The 20553-nt window shown below is 43.3% G+C and carries 16 protein-coding genes; 2 read left to right on the forward strand and 14 right to left on the reverse strand.

The window, feature by feature from the left end; translation table 11 throughout:
- Window positions 1–14 precede the first annotated feature (14 nt).
- From P2W76_RS09250 to P2W76_RS09260, 3 genes are all read right to left on the reverse strand, one after another.
- Entirely contained in the window at window positions 15–584 is a 570-nt protein-coding gene (locus tag P2W76_RS09250) for a MarC family protein (RefSeq protein WP_276347486.1), read from the reverse strand.
- A gap of 103 nt (window positions 585–687) precedes the next feature.
- Window positions 688–2163 carry an amino acid permease gene (locus tag P2W76_RS09255; RefSeq protein ID WP_276347487.1) on the reverse strand — a complete coding sequence of 492 codons (1476 nt, stop codon included), beginning with the start codon at window positions 2161–2163 and terminating at the stop codon, window positions 688–690.
- Window positions 2164–2383: 220 nt separating this feature from the next.
- Window positions 2384–4618 carry a sodium-translocating pyrophosphatase gene (locus P2W76_RS09260; protein WP_276347489.1) on the reverse strand — a complete coding sequence of 745 codons (2235 nt, stop codon included), beginning with the start codon at window positions 4616–4618 and terminating at the stop codon, window positions 2384–2386.
- A 289-nt stretch (window positions 4619–4907) separates the two neighbouring features.
- Here P2W76_RS09260 and P2W76_RS09265 point away from each other — a divergent pair, with 289 nt between their 5' ends.
- Complete coding sequence (locus tag P2W76_RS09265) at window positions 4908–6329, forward strand: amino acid permease (RefSeq protein WP_276347491.1); 1422 nt, start codon at window positions 4908–4910, stop codon at window positions 6327–6329.
- 18 nt (window positions 6330–6347) lie between these two features.
- Here the strand turns inward: P2W76_RS09265 and P2W76_RS09270 are convergent, their stop codons facing one another.
- The 11 genes from P2W76_RS09270 to rpsA form a co-directional block, all read right to left on the reverse strand.
- Window positions 6348–7181 (reverse strand): energy transducer TonB, encoded by an 834-nt coding sequence (locus P2W76_RS09270; RefSeq protein WP_276347492.1) that lies wholly within the window; start codon window positions 7179–7181, stop codon window positions 6348–6350.
- Between the two features lie 89 nt (window positions 7182–7270).
- Window positions 7271–8614, reverse strand: coding sequence for a folylpolyglutamate synthase/dihydrofolate synthase family protein (locus P2W76_RS09275; protein ID WP_276347494.1), 1344 nt, complete (start codon window positions 8612–8614; stop codon window positions 7271–7273).
- Window positions 8615–8640: 26 nt separating this feature from the next.
- The gene (locus P2W76_RS09280) at window positions 8641–9462 is read right to left on the reverse strand and encodes an energy transducer TonB (RefSeq protein ID WP_276347495.1); all 822 of its coding nucleotides are present in this window, start codon (window positions 9460–9462) and stop codon (window positions 8641–8643) included.
- A complete protein-coding gene (locus P2W76_RS09285; RefSeq protein WP_276347496.1) occupies window positions 9463–9861 on the reverse strand; it encodes a biopolymer transporter ExbD in 399 nt (132 codons plus the stop codon).
- Window positions 9858–10565, reverse strand: coding sequence for a MotA/TolQ/ExbB proton channel family protein (locus tag P2W76_RS09290; protein ID WP_276347497.1), 708 nt, complete (start codon window positions 10563–10565; stop codon window positions 9858–9860). The genes P2W76_RS09285 and P2W76_RS09290 overlap by 4 nt, the downstream gene beginning before the upstream one ends.
- Before the next feature lie 3 nt (window positions 10566–10568).
- Window positions 10569–11657, reverse strand: a complete 1089-nt coding sequence (locus P2W76_RS09295; protein WP_276347499.1) for an SPOR domain-containing protein — start codon at window positions 11655–11657, stop codon at window positions 10569–10571.
- A 45-nt stretch (window positions 11658–11702) separates the two neighbouring features.
- Entirely contained in the window at window positions 11703–13370 is a 1668-nt protein-coding gene (locus P2W76_RS09300) for a TonB-dependent receptor (protein WP_276347501.1), read from the reverse strand.
- An 11-nt stretch (window positions 13371–13381) separates the two neighbouring features.
- Window positions 13382–16405, reverse strand: coding sequence for a tetratricopeptide repeat protein (locus P2W76_RS09305; RefSeq protein WP_276347503.1), 3024 nt, complete (start codon window positions 16403–16405; stop codon window positions 13382–13384).
- Between the two features lie 128 nt (window positions 16406–16533).
- Window positions 16534–17472, reverse strand: coding sequence for an aspartate carbamoyltransferase catalytic subunit (locus P2W76_RS09310; RefSeq protein WP_276347505.1), 939 nt, complete (start codon window positions 17470–17472; stop codon window positions 16534–16536).
- Window positions 17472–18011: a bifunctional pyr operon transcriptional regulator/uracil phosphoribosyltransferase PyrR gene (pyrR, locus tag P2W76_RS09315; RefSeq protein WP_276347506.1), complete on the reverse strand. Its 540-nt coding sequence runs from the start codon at window positions 18009–18011 to the stop codon at window positions 17472–17474. Before pyrR ends, P2W76_RS09310 begins: the two co-directional genes overlap by 1 nt.
- Before the next feature lie 134 nt (window positions 18012–18145).
- On the reverse strand, window positions 18146–20158 hold the full coding sequence (rpsA, locus tag P2W76_RS09320) for a 30S ribosomal protein S1 (protein WP_276347507.1): 2013 nt from the start codon (window positions 20156–20158) through the stop codon (window positions 18146–18148).
- A 169-nt stretch (window positions 20159–20327) separates the two neighbouring features.
- Here rpsA and P2W76_RS09325 point away from each other — a divergent pair, with 169 nt between their 5' ends.
- A complete protein-coding gene (locus P2W76_RS09325; protein WP_276347508.1) occupies window positions 20328–20552 on the forward strand; it encodes a hypothetical protein in 225 nt (74 codons plus the stop codon).
- Window position 20553 lies beyond the last annotated feature (1 nt).

Here is a 20553-nt window from a genome sequence, read left to right on the forward strand (position 1 = left end):
CGCCCCCCTTATTTTTATAGTCCCGTATTATTCCGGAAAAGTTTAATGGCAATTGCCAGCAGTATTATACCGAACGCCTTTCTTAGAATGTGTACACCCGTCTTTCCAAGGATCTTTTCGAGCCAAATGGTGTTTTTTAATACGATGTAAACAAAGATCATATTGAGGATGATTCCTACTATTATGTTCTGGGTAGCGTATTCCGATTTAAGTGACAGGAGGGTCGTTAATGTCCCCGAGCCTGCTATTAGGGGAAATGCCAGCGGCACGATAGAAGCACTCGCCGGTATTTCTTCCTTGATAAGATTGATCCCGAGAATCATTTCCATAGCGATAATGAAAATCACTATAGAACCGGCAATGGCAAAAGACGACACATCCAAACCAATGATTCGGAGGAGTTCTTCACCTACAAACAAGAATAATATCATTAAAAGTAAAGCCACGATCGTAGCCTTCTCAGATTGTATATGACCAGTCTTATTTCGTAAAGAGATAACAACCGGTATCGAACCCAGGATATCAATGATCGCAAAAAGGATCATTGTAACAGAAAGAATTTGGTTATAGTTGAAATTATCCATTACTGCTATTTAGTTGATAACTAAAGTAATTGACTGGATCCTGAGGTACGCGGAAAGCAAAAGGTTCCGGAATATTCCGGAACCTTTTATAAACTGTTGTTGTTTATTCCCTGTCCTTTTCTATGATCTTTCCATCTCTGAGTTCCCGTACTTTACTATACTTTTTACCATATACAAAATAGATTACTACCCCGATGCTCATCCAGATAAATAACCTGAACCAGCTCTCGGCAGGCAAAGAATACATCAGGTAAACGCAAACGGCAACACCGATAGCCGGTACATAGGGTACAAACGGAGTTTTAAACGGCCGAACGGCATTAGGTAACGTGCGGCGTAATACTACGATACCAATACAAACCAGCACAAATGCGAATAATGTTCCGATACTTACCATATGGCCCAGGTCAGAAACAGGAACGAATCCTGCGAACAAGCTGACAAAGACAAGGAAGAATAAATTGGTTTTCCATGGCGTACGGAATTTCGGATGAATTGATGCAAAGAACTTCGGCAGCAAGCCATCTTTAGCCATAGTATAAAATACGCGCGACTGCCCCATAAGCATCACTAAAATGACCGAGGTGTAGCCGGCAAGTATCGCTATGATCAGAGCATCCTGCAGGAAGCTGTAGCCGGTCATCGCAAAAGCAGTGGCTGCCGGTTTTGCATCTCCCGCAAAGTCTTTATAATTAACCAGACCAGTCATTACGTGGGCAAAAAGTACGTAGAGGATTGTACACACAATAAGGGAGCCCAAGATACCTATTGGCATGCCTTTCTGTGGGTCTTTAGCTTCCTGAGCTGCTGTAGAAACTGCATCAAAGCCTATGAAGGCAAAGAACACGACCGCAGCTCCCGTGGAAATTCCACTCCATCCAAAGTTTTCAAATTTGCCGGTGTTTTCCGGGATATAAGGAACGTAGTTGTCGGGATTGATATGGCTCCACCCTAAAACGATGAATATCAAAACTACGCTCACTTTCAGGACGACCAGGAAGTTATTCATGCTTGCAGACTCCTGTGTACCACGAATGAGTACCAGGGACAGTATGCATACGATGAAAATAGCGGGCAGGTTTATTAAGCCGCCCTCTATGACTGTCCCGTCTCCCAGCTTCATAGTTTCCCACGGCGATACAATAAATTCGTGTGGCAGGTTAATGTTGTATTTATGCAAGATCTCCAGCAGGTATCGCGACCAGCTCACGGCTACTGTAGCAGCTCCAAGGGCGTATTCAAGCACCAGGTCCCACCCAATTATCCAAGCCATAAATTCGCCCATGGTGGCGTAAGAGTAGGTGTAGGCACTTCCGGCGACAGGTATCATGGAAGCAAATTCAGCATAGCATAATCCCGCAAAAGCACATGCAAAAGCTGCAAGTGCGAAGGATATAGTTACTGCCGGGCCGGCATTTTCTGCAGCTGCTATCCCTGTTAAAGAGAACAGACCGGCGCCTATGATAGCTCCAATACCGAGTGCAACCAGGTTAACACTACTTAGTGATCTTTTTAAAGTACCCTCACCGGTTTGAGCTGATTCGAACATTAACTGTTCGATAGATTTTTTGTAGAACATACAATTGGTTTAGTAATGTTTTATATACGCTTTTATCATTTAACTGATCTCAAACGTAATTATTTTTATTTGAAAAATGAAACGTGGTGTCAGCAATTGTTATGGGTCTCATAAGATGCTGAATTTTATACTAAGACACTGATGGGCGATGTTTTAGAAGATTTTTAGCCATAAAAAAAGGGATCTGTCAGGATCCCTTTTCATCTTATAATTACCGGAATTATCTGGCAATAGTATCTATTTTATTGCTGATGGTATCCACAAAGGGAGTTCCCGCTGAGTCAACAGTAATTGTTTTGATATCTCTCTTAACATCCATCTCGCCGCCTGTATGCCCCGATCCGGTTGAGATATGTGGTGCAATGATCAATGAAACTATCGACATTAATTTAATAAGGATATTCATTGACGGACCGGATGTATCTTTAAACGGATCTCCTACTGTATCGCCTGTTACGGACGCTTTATGAGGTTCTGATTTTTTGAAGAACATCTCGCCGTTGATCTCTACACCCTTCTCAAAGGATTTTTTAGCATTATCCCATGCACCACCGGCATTCGATTGGAACATTCCCATTAGTACTCCAGATACTGTTACACCAGCAAGCAAGCCACCTAATACTTCGGGCCCAAAAGTGAAACCGATAATAATTGGAACGATCAGAGCAATTGCGCCCGGCAGCATCATTTCACGGATAGATGCTTCTGTAGAAATAGCAACACATTTTTCGTATTCCGGTTTCGCTTTGTATTCCATAATTCCAGGAATTTCGTGGAACTGGCGCCGTACTTCGTTTACCATATCCATGGCAGCACGTCCAACTGCAGATATACAAAGTGCTGAAAAAATAAATGGAATCATTCCCCCAACAAAAAGCCCCGCCAGTACATCGGCTTTATAAATATCGATTGCATTGATACCTGCAACGCCAACGAAGGCCGCAAAAAGTGCGAGCGAGGTCAGTGCAGCTGAAGCAATTGCAAATCCTTTACCAGTTGCTGCAGTTGTATTTCCCACAGCGTCAAGGTTGTCTGTACGTTCCCTGACTTCTGGCGGCAAACCGCTCATTTCAGCAATACCTCCTGCATTATCAGCAATAGGACCGAATGCGTCTATAGATAGTTGCATAGCGGTAGTAGCCATCATTCCGGCCGCTGCAATAGCAACCCCGTAGAAACCTGCGAAATAAAACGAGCCGTAAATACCTCCGGCAAGAACAAGGATCGGCAATACTGTTGATTCCATACCGACAGATAAGCCGGATATAATGTTTGTAGCGTGGCCGGTAGATGATTGCTTGATGATACTCATAACCGGCCGCTTACCCATAGCGGTATAGTATTCTGTAATTATACTCATCAAAGCGCCCACCACCAATCCGACAGCGATAGAATAAAATACATCCATCTTTGTGAACTCGAACCCACGGATCATCATTTCTTCAGGCAACATCCATTGAACAGCAAAGAAAGATACAATTGCAGTCAGAATTATTGAAGACCAGTTTCCAAGGTTCAGTGCGTTTTGGACGCTGTCTGTTTCTTTTTTGATTTTGACAAATGAACAGGCTACAATAGAAAGGATCAAGCCAATACCCGCAATCAGCATGGGTAAAAGGATAGGGGCGATGCCACCGAAATTATCAACTGAGACTATTTCCCGTCCAAGTATCATCGTAGCAAGGATCGTCGCTACATAAGATCCGAACAGGTCGGCGCCCATACCAGCGACATCTCCTACGTTATCCCCTACGTTATCGGCAATAGTCGCCGGGTTGCGAACATCATCTTCCGGAATACCAGCTTCAACTTTACCTACAAGATCGGCACCAACGTCAGCCGCTTTGGTATAAATCCCACCGCCTACACGCGCAAACAATGCGATCGATTCAGCGCCGAGTGAAAATCCCGCAAGAACCTCCAGAGCCTTCACCATTTCTATTCCGTTAACATTTCCGTTTACGTTAACTACGTACATCTGATAAAAGACAATAAACAGGCTTCCCAGTCCTAGAACAGCAAGTCCGGCAACACCTATACCCATTACACTTCCTCCGGTAAAGGAGACCTGTAAAGCTTTGGCTAAGTTTGTCCTTGCTGCCTGAGTAGTCCGAACATTAGATTTGGTGGCGATATTCATACCGATATAACCAGCCAAAGCTGATGTAAACGCACCAATCAAAAATGAAACAGCAATAACCCAACTTGAAGTTTCAACAAGAGTACCGGAGTATGCCAGCAAGATAGCCGCAATTGCAGAGAAGTAACCTAATATCTTCCATTCAGCTTTCAAAAAAGCCATTGCACCGTCTGCAATGTATCCGGAAAGCCTTTGCATATTTTCATCGCCCGGGTCTTGTTTGCTTACCCAGGCAGATTTTATAGCCATGATAATAATTCCTACTACACCTAAAACCGGTATTAAATAAATTAAATTTTCTTGTAAAAACTCCATGTATAGATCTCTGTTTAAGTTTGTTACTTTTTTCTAAGTGACGCAAAAATAGCAGGCTTATTCTATTATTCAAACACGTTGAACTATAATGTTATGGTATTCAGTGATATTTCTTTTGGATATTTGACTTGCATGCTGGTAATGAGATGGTTAAGTGAAACTTTTATTTATAGTAATTAAGCTTTTTTTTGGAAGGCGAGTGAATAAAATTGCATTTTCATAATTTTAGTGATTTGGTGATATTTTTTAATGTAAGTTTAATCTTATATACCTAAACCAATTTTAAAAAATGAAGGGAACTCTGGAACCAACTGAAATGAAACGGGAGCTTAGTCTGCTTGATGCGACATTGATCGTTGCAGGTAGCATGATAGGCTCAGGAATTTTTATTGTATCGGCTGATATCATCAGAAATGTAGGCTCAGCCGGATGGTTGATAGCTGTGTGGCTTATTACCGGATTGATGACACTTATAGCAGCGATCAGTTATGGTGAGCTCAGCGCAATGTTTCCAAAAGCAGGCGGCCAGTATGTCTATTTAAGAGAAGCTTATAATCCCCTTATCGGCTTTTTGTATGGCTGGAGTTTCTTCGCCGTGATCCAAACGGGCACTATTGCCGCAGTAGGGGTTGCTTTTGCAAAGTTTACTGCCTATTTAATTCCATCGGTTAGTGAGGATATTGTTTTGTTTGAGATGGGTTCAGTCATTATTTCGCCTGCCCGGGTTTTGGCAATAGGTGTTATAATCTTACTTACTTATATAAACACGAAAGGCGTAAAGGGTGGTAAAATGATCCAAACATCATTTACGCTTACAAAATTGCTGAGCTTGTTTGGACTGATCGTTTTCGGATTTATTATGTTAAAGCCGGATGTGTGGGATGCAAACTGGACCAATGCCTGGACTTTGCAAAAGCTTAATGTAGATGGCTCCTTGCAGTCGTACACCACTGCTGCCGCACTGGCCGCTGTGTCGGCCGCGATGGTTGGCTCCATCTTTAGCAGCGATGCCTGGAACAATGTTACGTTCATCGCGGGGGAGATTAAAAACCCCCAAAGAAATATTGGGTTAAGCTTATTTTTGGGAACCCTTATCGTAACCGTAGTTTATGTTCTGGCAAATCTTGTATACGTAGCTGTTCTTCCGCTTACAGAGATCGCTACAGCTGATAAAGACCGGGTTGCTGTTACAGCTTCACAGGTAATATTTGGAAATGCCGGTACTATCATAATTGCTTTAATGATCATGGTTTCTACTTTTGGCTGTAATAACGGACTCATACTTGCCGGAGCGAGGGTATATCACACCATGGCCAACGATGGCCTGTTTTTTAGGAAAACAGCTAGCTTAAATAAGCATGCCGTACCCGAATTCGGGCTTTGGATACAGTGCATCATGGCCTCGGTACTCTGTCTCAGCGGTCGATATGGTCAGCTGCTCGACATGATATCATTTGTTGTGGTAGTCTTCTATATGCTTACAATTTTCGGAATATATGTCCTCAGGTCTAAATTGCCTGATGCCGACCGGCCTTATAAAGCTTTTGGATATCCCTATCTACCTGCCTTATACATCATTATGGGGCTTACGTTCTGCACCTTGTTAATCCTTTATAAGCAAGAGTTTGTTTGGGTCGGGCTTGGAATAATGCTGAGCGGAGTACCGATATATTATCTTTGGAGGGCAACTGATAAGAAGTCTGAGGTCTAAGGACCTCAGACTTCAGTCTTAATCAGGCAGCTTAAAGTTAATAGGAATATTATAAGCTACTCTGACGCTTTGATTATTCTGCAGTCCCGGTGCCCATTTTGGAGATTTTGCCAGAACCCGCATAGCTTCTTCATCGCATCCTCCTCCTATACTGCGGAGTATCTTGATATGTGAGAGTTCACCATTCCGTTCAATGATAAAACTAACCAGCACTTTTCCCTGGATACCGTGCTCGGCAGCCATTCCCGGATATCTCAAATGCCTGCTGAGGTATTTAGCAAATGCCTCTTGTCCGCCCGGGAATTCAGGATACTTCTCAATGGCATCCAGACTGTATATAGTATTTTCTGATACGGTCTCAGCCGTTCCCGTTCCCCCCGGTACGCCTGCCGGTTGTTCAAGGTGATTGATTCCCGTGGCATCAGTACCACTTGCAGTAATTGTACTTATGACTGATTGTGAGATGTCCAACCGGGAAGGCGGTTCGATATTATCGGCAGCCGGAGGAGCGACTACCATCGTCGTATACTGAATACTCTGCAGAGGCTTTTGCCGTGCGGCTTGTGCTGGCGGAGGAATTAAAGGTTTTTCTTCCTGTATTTTGGCCAGGCTTACTTCTACCGGATCAGGTGTTTGCGCGGTAGGCACGGGCGGGATGGTCTGACCGATCTGGCCGTAGATCCATGCGAAAACAATCAAACCAGCGAACAAAATTGAGGCATATGCAAAAGCCTTTGCCGTTGTTTCGTTATTGTGCTTGCGTAATTCATAGGCACCATAAGACTTGTTACGGTTTTGAAATACAAGATCCAGCCACTGGGTCGTGTATAAATTTTGGTTAAAATTTATCATCAGTTCAGTTATTAGGTTTAATACTTGATTGATGATAAAAAGCCGGGAATTCCATAACCGCGATGAAACGTTGGAAATTAGCTCCGGCCCTACACGATCTCCGCTACTACGAACGTACTCCCGCCAACAAATATGAAGTCATTCGGGGAAGCATTTTTCGTAGCGGCCTCCAGTGCCAGGCTAACACTTTCATAGTTATCTCCGGTAAGCCCGAACCGATGCGCTTCTTCTTTGAGCTCATGGGCAGGCTTTGCTCTCGGCATATCTGGACTGCAAAAATAGTAGGTGGCCTCTCGCGGAAGCAGGGCAAGGATCTTCGCGATATCTTTATCCTTTACCATGCCGATCACCATGTGCAGCTTATCAAAACTTTGCAGGGCAATGTTCTTCAAGACCTCGCGAATCCCATCCTCGTTATGGCCGGTATCGCATATAATCAATGGAGTTCGTTTAAGGAGCTGCCAGCGGCCCTGTAATCCTGTAAGCTGTTTAACCTGTCTTAAGGCTGTTTTGACCTGCTCCTTTGAAATGATGAACCCCGCCTTTTTTAACTCATCCACAGCACTCAGTACAGTAGCAAGATTCTTAAGTTGATAGGATCCTGTCAGGTCCAATTCAAGCTTCCCATAGGCAGGCTTAGCCGGGAGCTTATTAGCAACATCCAGCTTCAGGAAACGATTATCAGTTTGAGAACCGGATCTGTTAATAAGCCAGTGATCAGAGGCGAATGTTATATGAGACTTCGTTTGTGCAGCTTTTTGAATGAAGGTTTGAATCGTTTCAGGATGTTTCTCACCGATCACCACCGGGATCCCGGGCTTTATGATCCCTGCTTTTTCTGCGGCTATCTGCGGCAGTGTATCACCCAGAATATTCACATGGTCAAAGCCGATATTTGTGATCACGGAGATAAGCGGTTTGATAATATTGGTTGAGTCGAGCCGGCCGCCTAATCCCACCTCAATAACTGCGATATCGACTTTTTGCTGAGCAAAATAACGAAATGCCATCGCAACAGTTACTTCGAAGAAGGAGGGATCAATTTCTTCGATGTTCGACCGCTGACTATTAACGAACCTGACAACTTCCTGCTCCGGTATCATTTCTCCATCGATCCGTATACGTTCACGGAAGTCCTTCAGGTGAGGCGAGGTATACAGGCCGGTTTTATACCCTGCAGTTTGTAGTATTGCCGCGAGCATGTGAGATGTCGAACCCTTACCATTTGTTCCGGCTATATGAATGCTTTTAAATCCGTGCTGAGGGTTACCTATTCGTGCACAAAGTTCAAGGGTATTGGTCAGGTCTGCTTTTAGGGCAGCTGCACCTACCCGTGTAAACATGGGCAGGCGGGCATATAAATAATCCAGAGTTTCCTTATAAGACGGAGCCGGCGGATCAGTGGATGAAGGATCAGAGTGGTGCGGAGCCATGATAATCTCCCTCGCGGGAGCGCAGCTTATTTTACCTTGAAGTTAAACATCACTACCCCAATTTGAGTTTCAGGCGCAGATTCAAGTTTATTCAGAGAAGCTCCCATCACGGCCTGGCGGCATTTTTCCCAAATTGCTTTGTCAGAAAGTGTTGTGCCCTTTACTCCGGGTATTGCGTCGACCACGACGCCGTTTTTATTAACGAATATCCTAACTGCTACGCGGCCATACTTTTGCCCGTCGTCCTTGGGAACGGTTAAGTTCGTGAATTTCCTGCTTTTTAAGTCCAGGGCCACGTTACCGAACCCCGAGCCTCCATCACCGTAGTCAGGAGAAAGCGGATCGCCGTCCTTACTTCCCTGGTTGCCGGCTACGTCGCCGGTTCCATCGCCACGTCCTTTCCCGTCATTCTTTTTTCCCTTGTAGAGTGCATTCTGGTTAACGGTAGGCTTGTTTTCCTTAGCGGGCAGGCTTACTGATGGTGATTTTGCAGTAGTCTTTTCCTTGGTCACTATTTCCGGAGCGTCCTCCGTGTTCTGAGTTGCAATTGATTTGTCGGTGACCTCAGACACAGGGTCTGAAATTTCCTGGTTGTCGGTTATCACCTTATCAGGCGGCGTATTGTTAGCATCAGGTGCTGCGGAGGGTTCTTCTATACTCATATAATCGTCCCCCATACCGATTTCTGCGGTACCGTAATTTACGATAATTCCTCCTGTGCCTATATCTTCCGGCTCGACCCTGCTGGCAATAATAAAAAAACTTATAAGCACCAGGAAACCCATTATCCCCGAGGAGATAGCGAATGCTTTTGGGTAGTTATTTTCTTCCTGTCTTTGGTATTGCATTTATTTCTTTGTTTCAGTAGCCAGGACCAGCTTCACCTTTAACTGGTTAGCAATATCCGTAAGTTCAACTACATTCTCAATAGCTATAGTACGATCTGCATAAAGAATTATTGTCAGATCAGGTGATGCACGCTGGTAAACTTCTATGCTTTTATAAAGATCTGCCAATGCAACCGGCTGTTTCTCGACAAAATATTCAAGGTCCTTAGTGATCGACACATTAATTGTTTTCTGCGGAATTGACTGTCCTGAACTGGACCGCGGTAAAAAGAGCTTTACAACGTTAGGATTAGCTACAGCAGATGCTAACAGAAAGAACAGCAGCAAGAAAAACATGATGTCGTTCAATGCCGAGGTGTGGACTTCTACAGCGCCGCGTTTTCGTTTCTTGAAATTCATTTCCCTGGTTCTTCTAACAGATCAATAAACTCTATAGCGTCAGTTTCCATTTTCAGGATGATCCTGTCTACCATAATATTTAATATGTGATAAAGCACGTAAGCTATAATACCAATGATAAGACCCGTAGCAGAGGTGATCATCTTGGTATATAAGCCGCCTGATATAGTACCTATCTCGATGATACCTTTTACCGACACCTCATGGAAAATGGTGATCACACCGATAATGGTCCCTACGAAGCCCAGCATCGGCGCAATTCCGGCAATAATTCCAAGAATACTGATATTTTTCTCAAGTTTCGAAACTTCCAGCTTACCTACGTTCTCTATTGCGCCTTCAATATCCTTTATAGGCCGGCCAATTCTTATCAGGCCTTTTTCAAGCATCCTGCCGAGGGGAGTGTTGCTGTTACGGCAAAGTGCCATGGCCGATTCAAGCCTGGCCGACTGTATACTTTGTTTCACCTGCATCATTAGATTCATTTCATCTTTGGATGCTTTCCGGATGGTAATATAACGCTCGACAAAGATCACGAGAGCTATGAAAGCGAGGATAGCCAGAGGAATCATAACCCAGCCGCCTTTGAAAAGCAGGTCAATGAATCTCAATTCTTCTGCTGTTGGCATAGTTTGAACTGCGGCAGCGGCCGAAGCGGCGGTATCAGCAATAGGTGTAAGCGTATCTATTTGTAGTAAAAACATTGTTTATTGGGTTTTCGTTGATTTATATTTTGTTGTCCACGCGGATTTTTCAACCTCTTTTACTATTCTGTTCAGTGCGTCCTGGGCGGTTTTTGAATCCGGGAAAGACCCTATGCTCACTTTAAAAAGCGTTCCCGGCATATTCTCAAGAATTCTAGCCTCTATCCCTTTACTTTTCATCGTCTTGATATAACTTTCCGCTTCGCTTCTTTTACCAAAGGTGGCTCCCACGATCTCGTATGTTATAACTTCAACAGGTGTGTTTTTATTTTCCGGGGGTGTTGATACAGCATCATTTGCAGGTGTATCGATCGCCGTTTGCTGTCTGCTACCTGAATCAGGTGGTACAGGGCTTGCTGTGCTTATAAGACTATCAGGCGCGGATGCGGCCGAAGCGGCCGGGGCCGGACCTAAAAACATACCATCTATTATGTTCTTTGTAGCCGGGTTAAACAGATAGAGTAATACAATCGTAACAAGTCCCAGCAAAAGTGTAACCAGGATTATCAGCGGTGTTTTATTGCCTCGCGTCTCCTCAAAATATTCTTCTTCTTCCTCTTCCTGGGTTTCGCTGCCTTGCCCCGTGATGAAATCCTCTATAAAACTTCCTTTCTCCGTACTGATTGAATTACCAACGGCTTCGTTTAGGGGGATCTGTGCTTCAGCAACCTGAGGTTCGAACGTATGAGTACGCTCTAAAACAGGCTTTAACCCGTAGTACTTACCAGAAACTTCCAATGCCTGTGAGGCTTCAAAAATTATAACATCATTGTTCTGGCGGATGATACCCAGTGGTTTGACTTCGGCGGTGCCTGAGGTTTGCAGAAGTTCGGAAATCGTGGTGGTAAATTTCTTTACGAAGTATTCGGCTGACGAACGGGATAGGTTCTTTTTAGTACTGATATATTCGGATAGGGTGGAAAAATCATTCGACCTGTTGTCAAATGATACCTGGTAGGATGGAGGCCTGAAAGTATTGCTTGAACTGTCATAAGATCCGGCAACCCGCTCCTTGGTAAAAGTTCCTAAACCGGGAAGGCTCACTTCATCCTGATTCCGCAATAAATCCGCAATATAAAAGCCAATATCCATGAGCGGTAAAGTTAATTTTTAATTCTCAAGCAGCCAAAAAAAGCACTAGAATGAGTAATTCAACCCGCCGAATAAATTCAACCCAAGTCTTGAATAATAAAGATATTTCTGGTAAGACGTTCCTAATAAATTATTGGCCCGGAGAAACACCCCGATCTTGTTGTTAACCCTATATTCCGCCCCGGCGCTTACATCCATAAAGCTTTTGATCTTCACCGACGATTCTGTAGCCGGAACTCCCGGGCTTATAGTCTTCGCAAAAGTTTCGCTCTGGAACAGCAGCTCGCCATCGAGAGCGATTTTGTCATTTAGCGTAAGCTTGGCGTTAGACGTTAGACGTAATGAAGGCTTAAACCAGGCCTCTTTTTCCGACTCCAGCTCATAGCTGTATATCTCGGCCTTACCGCTTATATTCAGTACATCCGATGCTTTAACATTAAGTTGTCCGTCCAATCCGAAAATCTTGTTACTGCCGGTATCATATAAAACATCAAACCGGTTAACCTGAAGGGGATTATTAACAAACAATAAAAGATCATCAACAGTCTTATAAAAACCAGTGACTTTATAGCCAAATTCTGCCCCGGCATTACCTTTTATTCCGGCATAAATATTCATCTTCTCCACAGAGTTCCGGATGTCTATATTAGTGTTGAGATATGGATTCTCCAAAGAAAGGTCTCTCAGCGAAGTTTTAAGAACATCGCCGTTAACACCGCCAAAGAGAATTGCATAATCGGTAACAATAGGCATTTCGGCAGAGACAGCCGGGAAGATGTTTGTCCGGCTGTTATCGCCAAATTCTTGCACGACATTAACACCGATATTCAATATAAATCCTTTTCCCTGTAATTTAACATAAGGATTTGCTCTAAGGAAGCTATTCCCCATCTTATATGCGGCATCTTTCACGGCAGTAAAATCAGCTGAGGCATTAAGCCCCACATTAAACGCACTCATTGCTTTATTTACAGAGCCAGCTAAGATAGCTGTACCCTCTCTGCCGTCATTAATATTGTTGAACTGGTATGCATTCAGACTCAAAGCGTAATCAAGCGTAGACGACTCAGAGGAGTTATTCATCAGTTCCACCTGGCCGCTGAGTGTTCCGAACCGCTGCTTATCCATACTTACAGGAGCGGCGGCTACAGGATTGAAGCCATAGAAAAATGTAGACCTCCTGTCGTACATCAGCTTTCCTGAAACGGAATAAGCATCTGCAATAGATCTTCCGAATATGCCGAGCTGCTGATTGGAGAACTGTTGCTTATCAAGGTCGCCCTGTTGCGACAAATGTTTAACGAATGCACCTGCCTGCAATGCCTGATCGCGGCCAGTATTGAAATAGGCTTCGCCGAGAACAGTACCGAAGTTACCTGCCGCACCCTTAACATAATTATTACTCAGTACGGTTTCCTGTTCGCCAGCCATTCTCTGAGCCTCTAATTCTTTAATATTTGAATTCAGCTCCAGCTTTTTGTCTACGATGGAGTAAGTAAGCACAGGTTTGAATGTCTGCTCATTATCGAGGTTCGGATTGCGGCGAATTTTTACGGCATCCGAAAGCACCGGCTTGTAAGGCCGTACAACTTCGATCTCTTCCGTAAGGGTGCCTGTCGGCTGTGGAGGCTGAGGTTTATCCTGGGCTAACAAGGGTAAGCTGATACTCAAACATCCTAACAATAACGTATGTCTAAAAAATGGGATCTTCATCTTAATGCTATTTATTTTATTGCAGCCAGTTTTTCTTTCGCGGTAGCCAGGATATCATCATCGTCGCTTTCATAATTCTCAATGATGCTTTGCAGTGTGCTCTTTGCCTGGAAGTTGTCTTTAAGGCCAACATAATTATCTGCAATGAGGATATATGTTTTCGCCACCCAGTAATCATGGGATGGCATTTTATTAGTCAATTCAAAAGCAGTTGCCAGCGACGTTTTGTATTCGCCTTTTTCATATTGCAGATTCGCCACATTATACTTGGCTTCTGCGCCAGTCACCGTCTGTGTCTTATCTGCAACCAACTGGAAGAATTTTAAGGCTTCTGCCTTATCTCCGATGATAAGGTTTGCCTTACCAGTATACAGGTCGGCACGGTATTTTTCTTCCTGCGAGGATTTGTCATATTCGCGGATGAACTCGGCATACTGTATTGTTTCATCAGGAAGATTCAAATTCGCATAGGCTTCCATGAGATTATTTATAGCATACCCGTAATGAGCACGGTATTCTGAGGTAAGTTCAAGCTTTTTCAGATGGACGATCGCTTCATTATACTTCTTCTGGGAAAGATAGATCTTAGATATGCTGATCAGGGCGCGCTCGGTATAATCACTTGTCCAGTCATTAAGGATATATTCATAATCAGGGATCGATTCATCCGGACGGCCAAGCCTCACCAGGCTTTCAGCTCTGACGAACTTTGCATGCTTATCATGAACAGGCTTATTAGGGAACTTATCGAAATAAGCATTTATCGCTTCAAAAGCTGCCTGGTATTCACCTCTCATGAAACGGTTATTGGCTGCCTGGAAAGTAATATTGTCCTGCTCGTAGGTGCTTAGATTCCCAATGCTTGTTGTATTTGCATAGGCCAGGTAGCCGGCTGCGTCGGATTTTTCCAGGTAAATGTTTTTGATGGACTCCAAAGCAAGTTTCGCTTCGTCGGTAGTTGCATATTCAGCAACCACCCGCTTAAATGTTTCGATCGCCGCATCAGACTGATCCTGGTTCAACTGCACCAGCCCGATAGTAATTAGAGCTCTCGGCACATAGCTGCTACGCGGATATTTCTCAATCAGCGCGCTCAGGTCTGTCTTTGCGATGTCGAACTCGTTCTTAATAAAATAGGTATAAGCGATTTCAAAACCAGCATCATCTGCATAATTTGATTTTGGAAATTGCTGTAAAAGCGACTTGTGCGTCTCGATCTTAGTATCGTTCTGGCCCTGTAAACCCTGGATCATGCCTCGCTGAAATAAGGCGTAATCTTCACGTGCAGCGCCCATAGAAATAATGCGGTCATAGTACGTCAGCGCATCGCCATAATCTTTCAGTACGAAATAGGAATCTGCCAATCTTAGTATAGCATCGTTGATCGTGTTACGGTCTTTTTCGTTCCCCTGGAGGAAGCGGCTAAAGTAGGTCACTGATTTGCGATAGGCTTCATGTTCGAATGCGGCATATCCCAAAGCATAATTCGCAAAATTGTAGAGATCAGTTTTCCTGGACGCAGGCATGGCCAGGAATCTCTCGAAATTATCTACAGATTCGCCGAATTTTCTCACTTCATACATTGCCTCTGCAAGCCAGTACGTCGATAAAGAGTGAATGTCGGCGTCCATTGCATTGTCATTAGAACGCATGAACGCGGATATAGCGTTTTGAAATGCACGCTCATTATAGAATTCAAGGCCGCGATAGTAGGTTACTTTCTGATAAACTTCTTTCGCCTCTTTATTCTTATTCGGAATGGATTCCAAAATATCTATGGCGTCTTTGTAATTTTTAGTTGAAAGCAAGATCTCGCCAAGCAGGGTTTTTGCGGAATCCAGCTTTGGTGACCGGGGATAAGTCTTAATAAATTGCTGGGTAGCGTCTAAGGCAACCTGATGAAATTCAAGCTCGTAGGAGAGTTTTGCATAATTAAACAAGCCCTCTTCCTGCAGTTCTTTGTCAAAATTAAGCCTGGATGCTTTAAAGAATGCGGCCCGTGCCCCCTGCTTATTATTGGTTTTAAGGAAGGATTCGCCCAAAGCGATCATGCCATTCTGAAAATACTCATCTGTGGCTTCCAGTTTCTCTAATTCAACGATCGCTTTTTTATAGTCTTTTAACTTAAACCAGGTATATCCGATCTGGTAGTTATCCTGGTTATTCTGTGTTTTACCAAGATCTTTCTGCTGAAAACTCTGGTAATAGTTCCCCGCATTTACATAATCCGATTTAGCAAAATACGAAGCTCCAACTATCCTGAACATTTCTGTCTCATACTGCTGTTTAGTGTTTTTTAGTATAGGGACAGCGTAAGCGAGCACATCATCATACCTTTTGTCGAGAAAATACAATGCAGCAATGTAATATGGATAGGTGTTCTCATAAGCTTTGGAACCCTTCAGGCGTTCAAATTCTTTCAGCGCAACACGATAGTTCTTAGACAGATAATTCAGATATGCATAGTAGTAGACCGATTGTTCGCTGTAAACGCTTTTCTCATCCTTTAACTGTGCAAACAGGGGTTCCGCATTTTTATAATCTTTAAGCTCAAAATAAGAATAGGCAAGTTTAAAACGGTATTCTGCAGATTCCTTTCCGCCGAGACTATTCCTATCGAGCTTGCTAAACCATTCTACCACCTTTGGATAGTTTTTCTGTCCAAAATATGAACGGCCAACCTGGTAAAACGCCAGCTTTGTATAATTGTTGACAGGGTTGTCTGCGATAAACTTAAGGAACAGGCCCTCAGCATCGTCATTGCCCAGTTCGAGGGCGCATAATGCCAGGTAATACTGGGCATTTTCTTTCAAAAGGCTGATTTCGGGCGTGCTTCCCGGATCTGCGGAAGATTTTGGACCGGCCTGTTCAACCCGGGTAAACTGACCGGAGGCCGCAGCAAATTTTCCTTTTTCAAGAAGTTCGATGCCGCTCTTATATGCCTGGTTCAGTTCAAACCATGCTGTGTTCTGAGCGAAGACGGGGGACGTGATAAAAACGAAAAGGAGCGATTTAAATATGTATTTTCTGAGCATACGTAACCAAAATAGTTATTGCTAAATTAAGTCAAACCTACCTAGTGAATTCACATTAGTAATTAACATCTGTTGAAAACAGACTATTAAACGGGAATTAACTCAAGATGGTATTAACGTAAAGACTATTAATTCCGCTGACTGGCCAGCAGGTATAATACAGCCATGCGGACAGCCACCCCATTTTCAACCTGGTCCAGGATGATAGACTGCTTAGAATCAGCTACATCGCTGGTGATTTCGACACCACGGTTAATGGGGCCGGGGTGCATCACTATAATTTCTTTGTCGAGAGAATTCAGGATCTTTTTGTTGAGGCCGTACATCATCGAATACTCCCTTAGCGATGGAAAATATTTGATATCCTGCCGTTCAAGCTGGATGCGAAGCATATTGGCAACATCGCACCAGTTTAGCGCTTTTAGAAGATCGTGTTCTACCTTTACACCAAGTGTCTGGATATATTTAGGAATGAGCGTACTCGGACCGCAAACCATCACTTCGGCGCCCAATTTCTTAAGACAAAGAATATTAGAAAGTGCAACCCTTGAATGCAGCACATCGCCGATAATAGCAATTTTTTTCCCCCCAACTTCTCCAAATTTTTCCCGGATAGAGAACGCATCCAGCAGGGCTTGCGTTGGATGCTCATGGGCACCATCTCCTGCATTTACGATTTGTGCGTTAACATGCTTGCTTAAAAATACTCCTGCGCCTGCATAAGGGTGCCGCATAACAACCATATCCACTTTCATAGACAGGATGTTGTTCACGGTGTCTATCAGGGTCTCGCCTTTGCTGACCGAAGAAGAGGAAGCCGCAAAATTTATTGTATCTGCTGACAACCTTTTTTGAGCCAGCTCAAAGGAAAGCCGGGTGCGGGTTGAATTTTCGAAGAAAATGTTTGCTATCGTAACATCCCGCAATGAGGGTACTTTTTTTATTGGACGGTTCAGAACATCCTTAAATGTATCAGCAGTTTCAAAAATTAATTCAATATCCCCTAAAGTGAGATCTTTTATACCCAGAAGGTGTTTTGTGCTTAATGTTTGAGCCTTATCTGTCATTATTTTTCTGAAAGTAAGATTACCTTGTCTTCCTTATCCGTTTCTTTCCAGCTTACAACAACTTTTTGCGAGTCGATCGTATCTACCTTGATACCAATATAATCCGCTTCGATGGGAAGGTGCCTTGAGTACCTCCGGTCAACCAGGGTGAGCAATTCTACTTTTGCAGGCCTGCCAAATGCAAGCAGGGCGTCCATAGCGGCACGGATGGTCCTGCCAGTCCACAGCACATCATCAACCAGTATTACCTTTTTTCCTTCTATGAAGAAATCTATCTCCGTCGGACTGGGAACCAATCCGTCTTTGCGACGGAAATCATCCCTGAAAAAAGTTATATCAAGGTTCCCGTTTATAATGGTAGCCTTAGGCAGCTTTTTTTGAAGCTCGTCAATAATACGCTTGGCCAGGAAGATACCCCGCGGCTGGATGCCGATAATGACGGAATTATCAAAAAGGTCGTGATTTTCAATTAACTGATGGCAAAGGCGCTGAATGGTGATCTGGAATTTTTGACCGTCGAGCAAGGTAAGGTTTTGCATCAGTGCTTAATTTGACCAAAAGTAGGGAATTAAGTTGAAAGTTGACAGTGGAAAGTTGAAAGTTATACCTGTCTGCCCAATAAAAAAGCCTCCCGGTTTACAGGAGGCTTTTAATTATAATATTAAAGCTAAGCTTATTCTGCTGATTCTTCAGCTTCTTCAGAAGCTTCAGATTTAGCTGCCTCGGCAGCATCATCTTCAGTTTTCTTTGCTTTTTTGGCTTTGCTCTCTGCACCTTCCATCTTTTCTTTCAATTGTGCCAATACACCAAGATCACCTAAAGTTGATTTTTCAACAGATTCTTTCACTTTTTTAACAGCGCTGGTTGTTGCCTTAGCTTCTTTCTTCTTAGCATTGAATTCTTCTTTACGTTCTTCAGCTTTTGCCTCTTCCCAGATGCGGGCGTGAGAAACTACGATACGTTTAGAATCTTTATTGAATTCAATGATTCTGAAATCAGCGGTCTCTTCAGCTTTAACTGAAGAACCATCTTCTTTAACCATATGCTTAGTAGGAGCGAATCCTTCTACACCGTAAGGTAAAGCTACGATAGCACCTTTGTCAGTTACTTTTAATACAGTTCCTTCGTGGATTGAATCCAGTGTGAATACTGTTTCGAAAGTTTCCCAAGGGTTTTCTTCAAGCTGTTTGTGACCTAAGCTCAGTTTGCGGTTAGCTTCGTCGAGTTCCAGAACAACCACATCTAATTCTTCACCAACTTTAGTGAATTCGTTAGGATGATTTACTTTCTTAGACCATGAAAGATCAGAAATGTGGATCAATCCGTCAATTCCTTCTTCAATCTCAACAAACACACCGAAGTTAGTCATGTTCTTAACAACAGCTTTGTGCTTGCTTCCGATAGGATAGCGATCGCCGATATTCTTCCAAGGATCAGGAGTAAGTTGTTTGATACCCAGGCTCATTTTGCGCTCAGCACGATCAAGAGTTAATACCTGAGCTTCAACCTCATCACCAACTTTCAGGAACTCTTGTGGATTGCGAAGGTTTTGAGACCACGACATTTCTGATACGTGGATCAGGCCTTCAACTCCAGGAGTAATCTCAAGGAATGCGCCATAATCAGCAACAGTAACAATTCTACCCTTAACTTTAGAACCTATTTCTAAGTTAGTATCTAAAGCTTCCCAAGGATGCGGAGTTAATTGTTTTAATCCTAATGCGATACGTTTTTTCTCGTCATCAAAATCAAGAACAACCACGTTGATCTTCTGATCAAGGTTTAATACTTCACGCGGATGCTCTATGCGGCCCCATGAAATATCAGTTATGTGTAACAGGCCGTCTACGCCGCCAAGGTCGATGAACACACCGAAATCAGTGATGTTTTTAACAGTACCCTCAAGTACCTGACCTTTTTCAAGCTTAGCAACGATCTCAGTTTTTTGATTTTCTAAATCGTCTTCAATAAGCACCTTGTGAGATACTACAACGTTTTTGAACTCATGATTGATCTTAACAACCTTGAACTCCATTGTTTTACCTACATAGATATCGTAATCACGGATAGGCTTGATGTCGATCTGCGATCCCGGAAGGAAGGCTTCAACACCCATAATATCCACAATAAGACCACCTTTAGTACGGCTCTTAACAAAACCAGTAATGATCTTGTCCTGATCTAATGCTTCATTGATAGTTTCCCATGAACGTTGTGTTTTTGCACGCTTGCGTGATAATACCAACTGTCCGTTAGCATCTTCCTGCGATTCTACAAATACATCAACCGAGTCACCAACCTTAAGGTCCGGTGTATCACGGAATTCAGATAGTGATACAAGGCCATCAGATTTAAATCCGATGTTCAATACCACATCCTTGTTGTTAATCGATACGACAATGCCCGAGATGATCTCGCCTTTTTCGATCGAATTAAATGTTCCAGCATACATCGCCTCAAACTTTTCACGGTCTTCAGCGCTGTAATTACCAAAACCCTTGTCATCCGCATCCCAGTCGAAATCGCCTGTAGGGGTGATCATAGATTTTGATTTGATCTCTTCGATCGATACTGAATCAGCTTCTGATTCAATAGTTTCTTTTTCTTTAACCGCAGTGGTTTCTTCGCCCTGAAGTTCCGCTTGTTTAGCTGTTAACTCCTTTTCGGCTTCTAGTTTTTTGGCCATTAATTAATTTATCTCCTTTTTCCGATATTAAATCGGACTGCAAAGGTAGAAAAATTCATTTTTATTAAAAAACATTTTCGTTGTTTATTTTCTTGATAATAAGATCATTCTAAAGCCGCATCAAACATTCGCCGGGCAGCCCGGTTATAATGTTATTAATATATTGGCTATGAGTAAAGAAGAGCAAAGACCTGACAGCAGGATAAAAAACATTGAACCCGAAGAGGATGCATCTGCTACAAAGGATGCGCCCAGAATTGTTGAAGTAAGAAAAAGGGATAATGCGGCCGACAAGGATAATAAATTCGTATTGCACCAGAAGCCTTTTGATGAGCAGATGAATGAATCATATGATGATCGCAGGAGTAACTATTCTGACGAAGAAGCCGACTGAC

It is taken from the genome of Daejeonella sp. JGW-45 (genome assembly GCF_029360805.1).
Classification (GTDB): Bacteria; Bacteroidota; Bacteroidia; order Sphingobacteriales; family Sphingobacteriaceae; genus Daejeonella.

Excerpts from the sequence above, each read along its gene's own strand:
- P2W76_RS09250 (WP_276347486.1), bottom strand. The coding sequence starts at position 584 with ATGGATAATTTCAACTATAACCAAATTCTTTCTGTTACAATGATCCTT.
- P2W76_RS09255 (WP_276347487.1), bottom strand. The coding sequence starts at position 2,163 with ATGTTCTACAAAAAATCTATCGAACAGTTAATGTTCGAATCAGCTCAA.
- P2W76_RS09260 (WP_276347489.1), bottom strand. The coding sequence starts at position 4,618 with ATGGAGTTTTTACAAGAAAATTTAATTTATTTAATACCGGTTTTAGGT.
- P2W76_RS09265 (WP_276347491.1), top strand. The coding sequence starts at position 4,908 with ATGAAGGGAACTCTGGAACCAACTGAAATGAAACGGGAGCTTAGTCTG.
- P2W76_RS09270 (WP_276347492.1), bottom strand. The coding sequence starts at position 7,181 with ATGATAAATTTTAACCAAAATTTATACACGACCCAGTGGCTGGATCTT.
- P2W76_RS09275 (WP_276347494.1), bottom strand. The coding sequence starts at position 8,614 with ATGGCTCCGCACCACTCTGATCCTTCATCCACTGATCCGCCGGCTCCG.
- P2W76_RS09280 (WP_276347495.1), bottom strand. The coding sequence starts at position 9,462 with ATGCAATACCAAAGACAGGAAGAAAATAACTACCCAAAAGCATTCGCT.
- P2W76_RS09285 (WP_276347496.1), bottom strand. The coding sequence starts at position 9,861 with ATGAATTTCAAGAAACGAAAACGCGGCGCTGTAGAAGTCCACACCTCG.
- P2W76_RS09290 (WP_276347497.1), bottom strand. The coding sequence starts at position 10,565 with ATGTTTTTACTACAAATAGATACGCTTACACCTATTGCTGATACCGCC.
- P2W76_RS09295 (WP_276347499.1), bottom strand. The coding sequence starts at position 11,657 with ATGGATATTGGCTTTTATATTGCGGATTTATTGCGGAATCAGGATGAA.
- P2W76_RS09300 (WP_276347501.1), bottom strand. The coding sequence starts at position 13,370 with ATGAAGATCCCATTTTTTAGACATACGTTATTGTTAGGATGTTTGAGT.
- P2W76_RS09305 (WP_276347503.1), bottom strand. The coding sequence starts at position 16,405 with ATGCTCAGAAAATACATATTTAAATCGCTCCTTTTCGTTTTTATCACG.
- P2W76_RS09310 (WP_276347505.1), bottom strand. The coding sequence starts at position 17,472 with ATGACAGATAAGGCTCAAACATTAAGCACAAAACACCTTCTGGGTATA.
- pyrR (WP_276347506.1), bottom strand. The coding sequence starts at position 18,011 with ATGCAAAACCTTACCTTGCTCGACGGTCAAAAATTCCAGATCACCATT.
- rpsA (WP_276347507.1), bottom strand. The coding sequence starts at position 20,158 with ATGGCCAAAAAACTAGAAGCCGAAAAGGAGTTAACAGCTAAACAAGCG.
- P2W76_RS09325 (WP_276347508.1), top strand. The coding sequence starts at position 20,328 with ATGAGTAAAGAAGAGCAAAGACCTGACAGCAGGATAAAAAACATTGAA.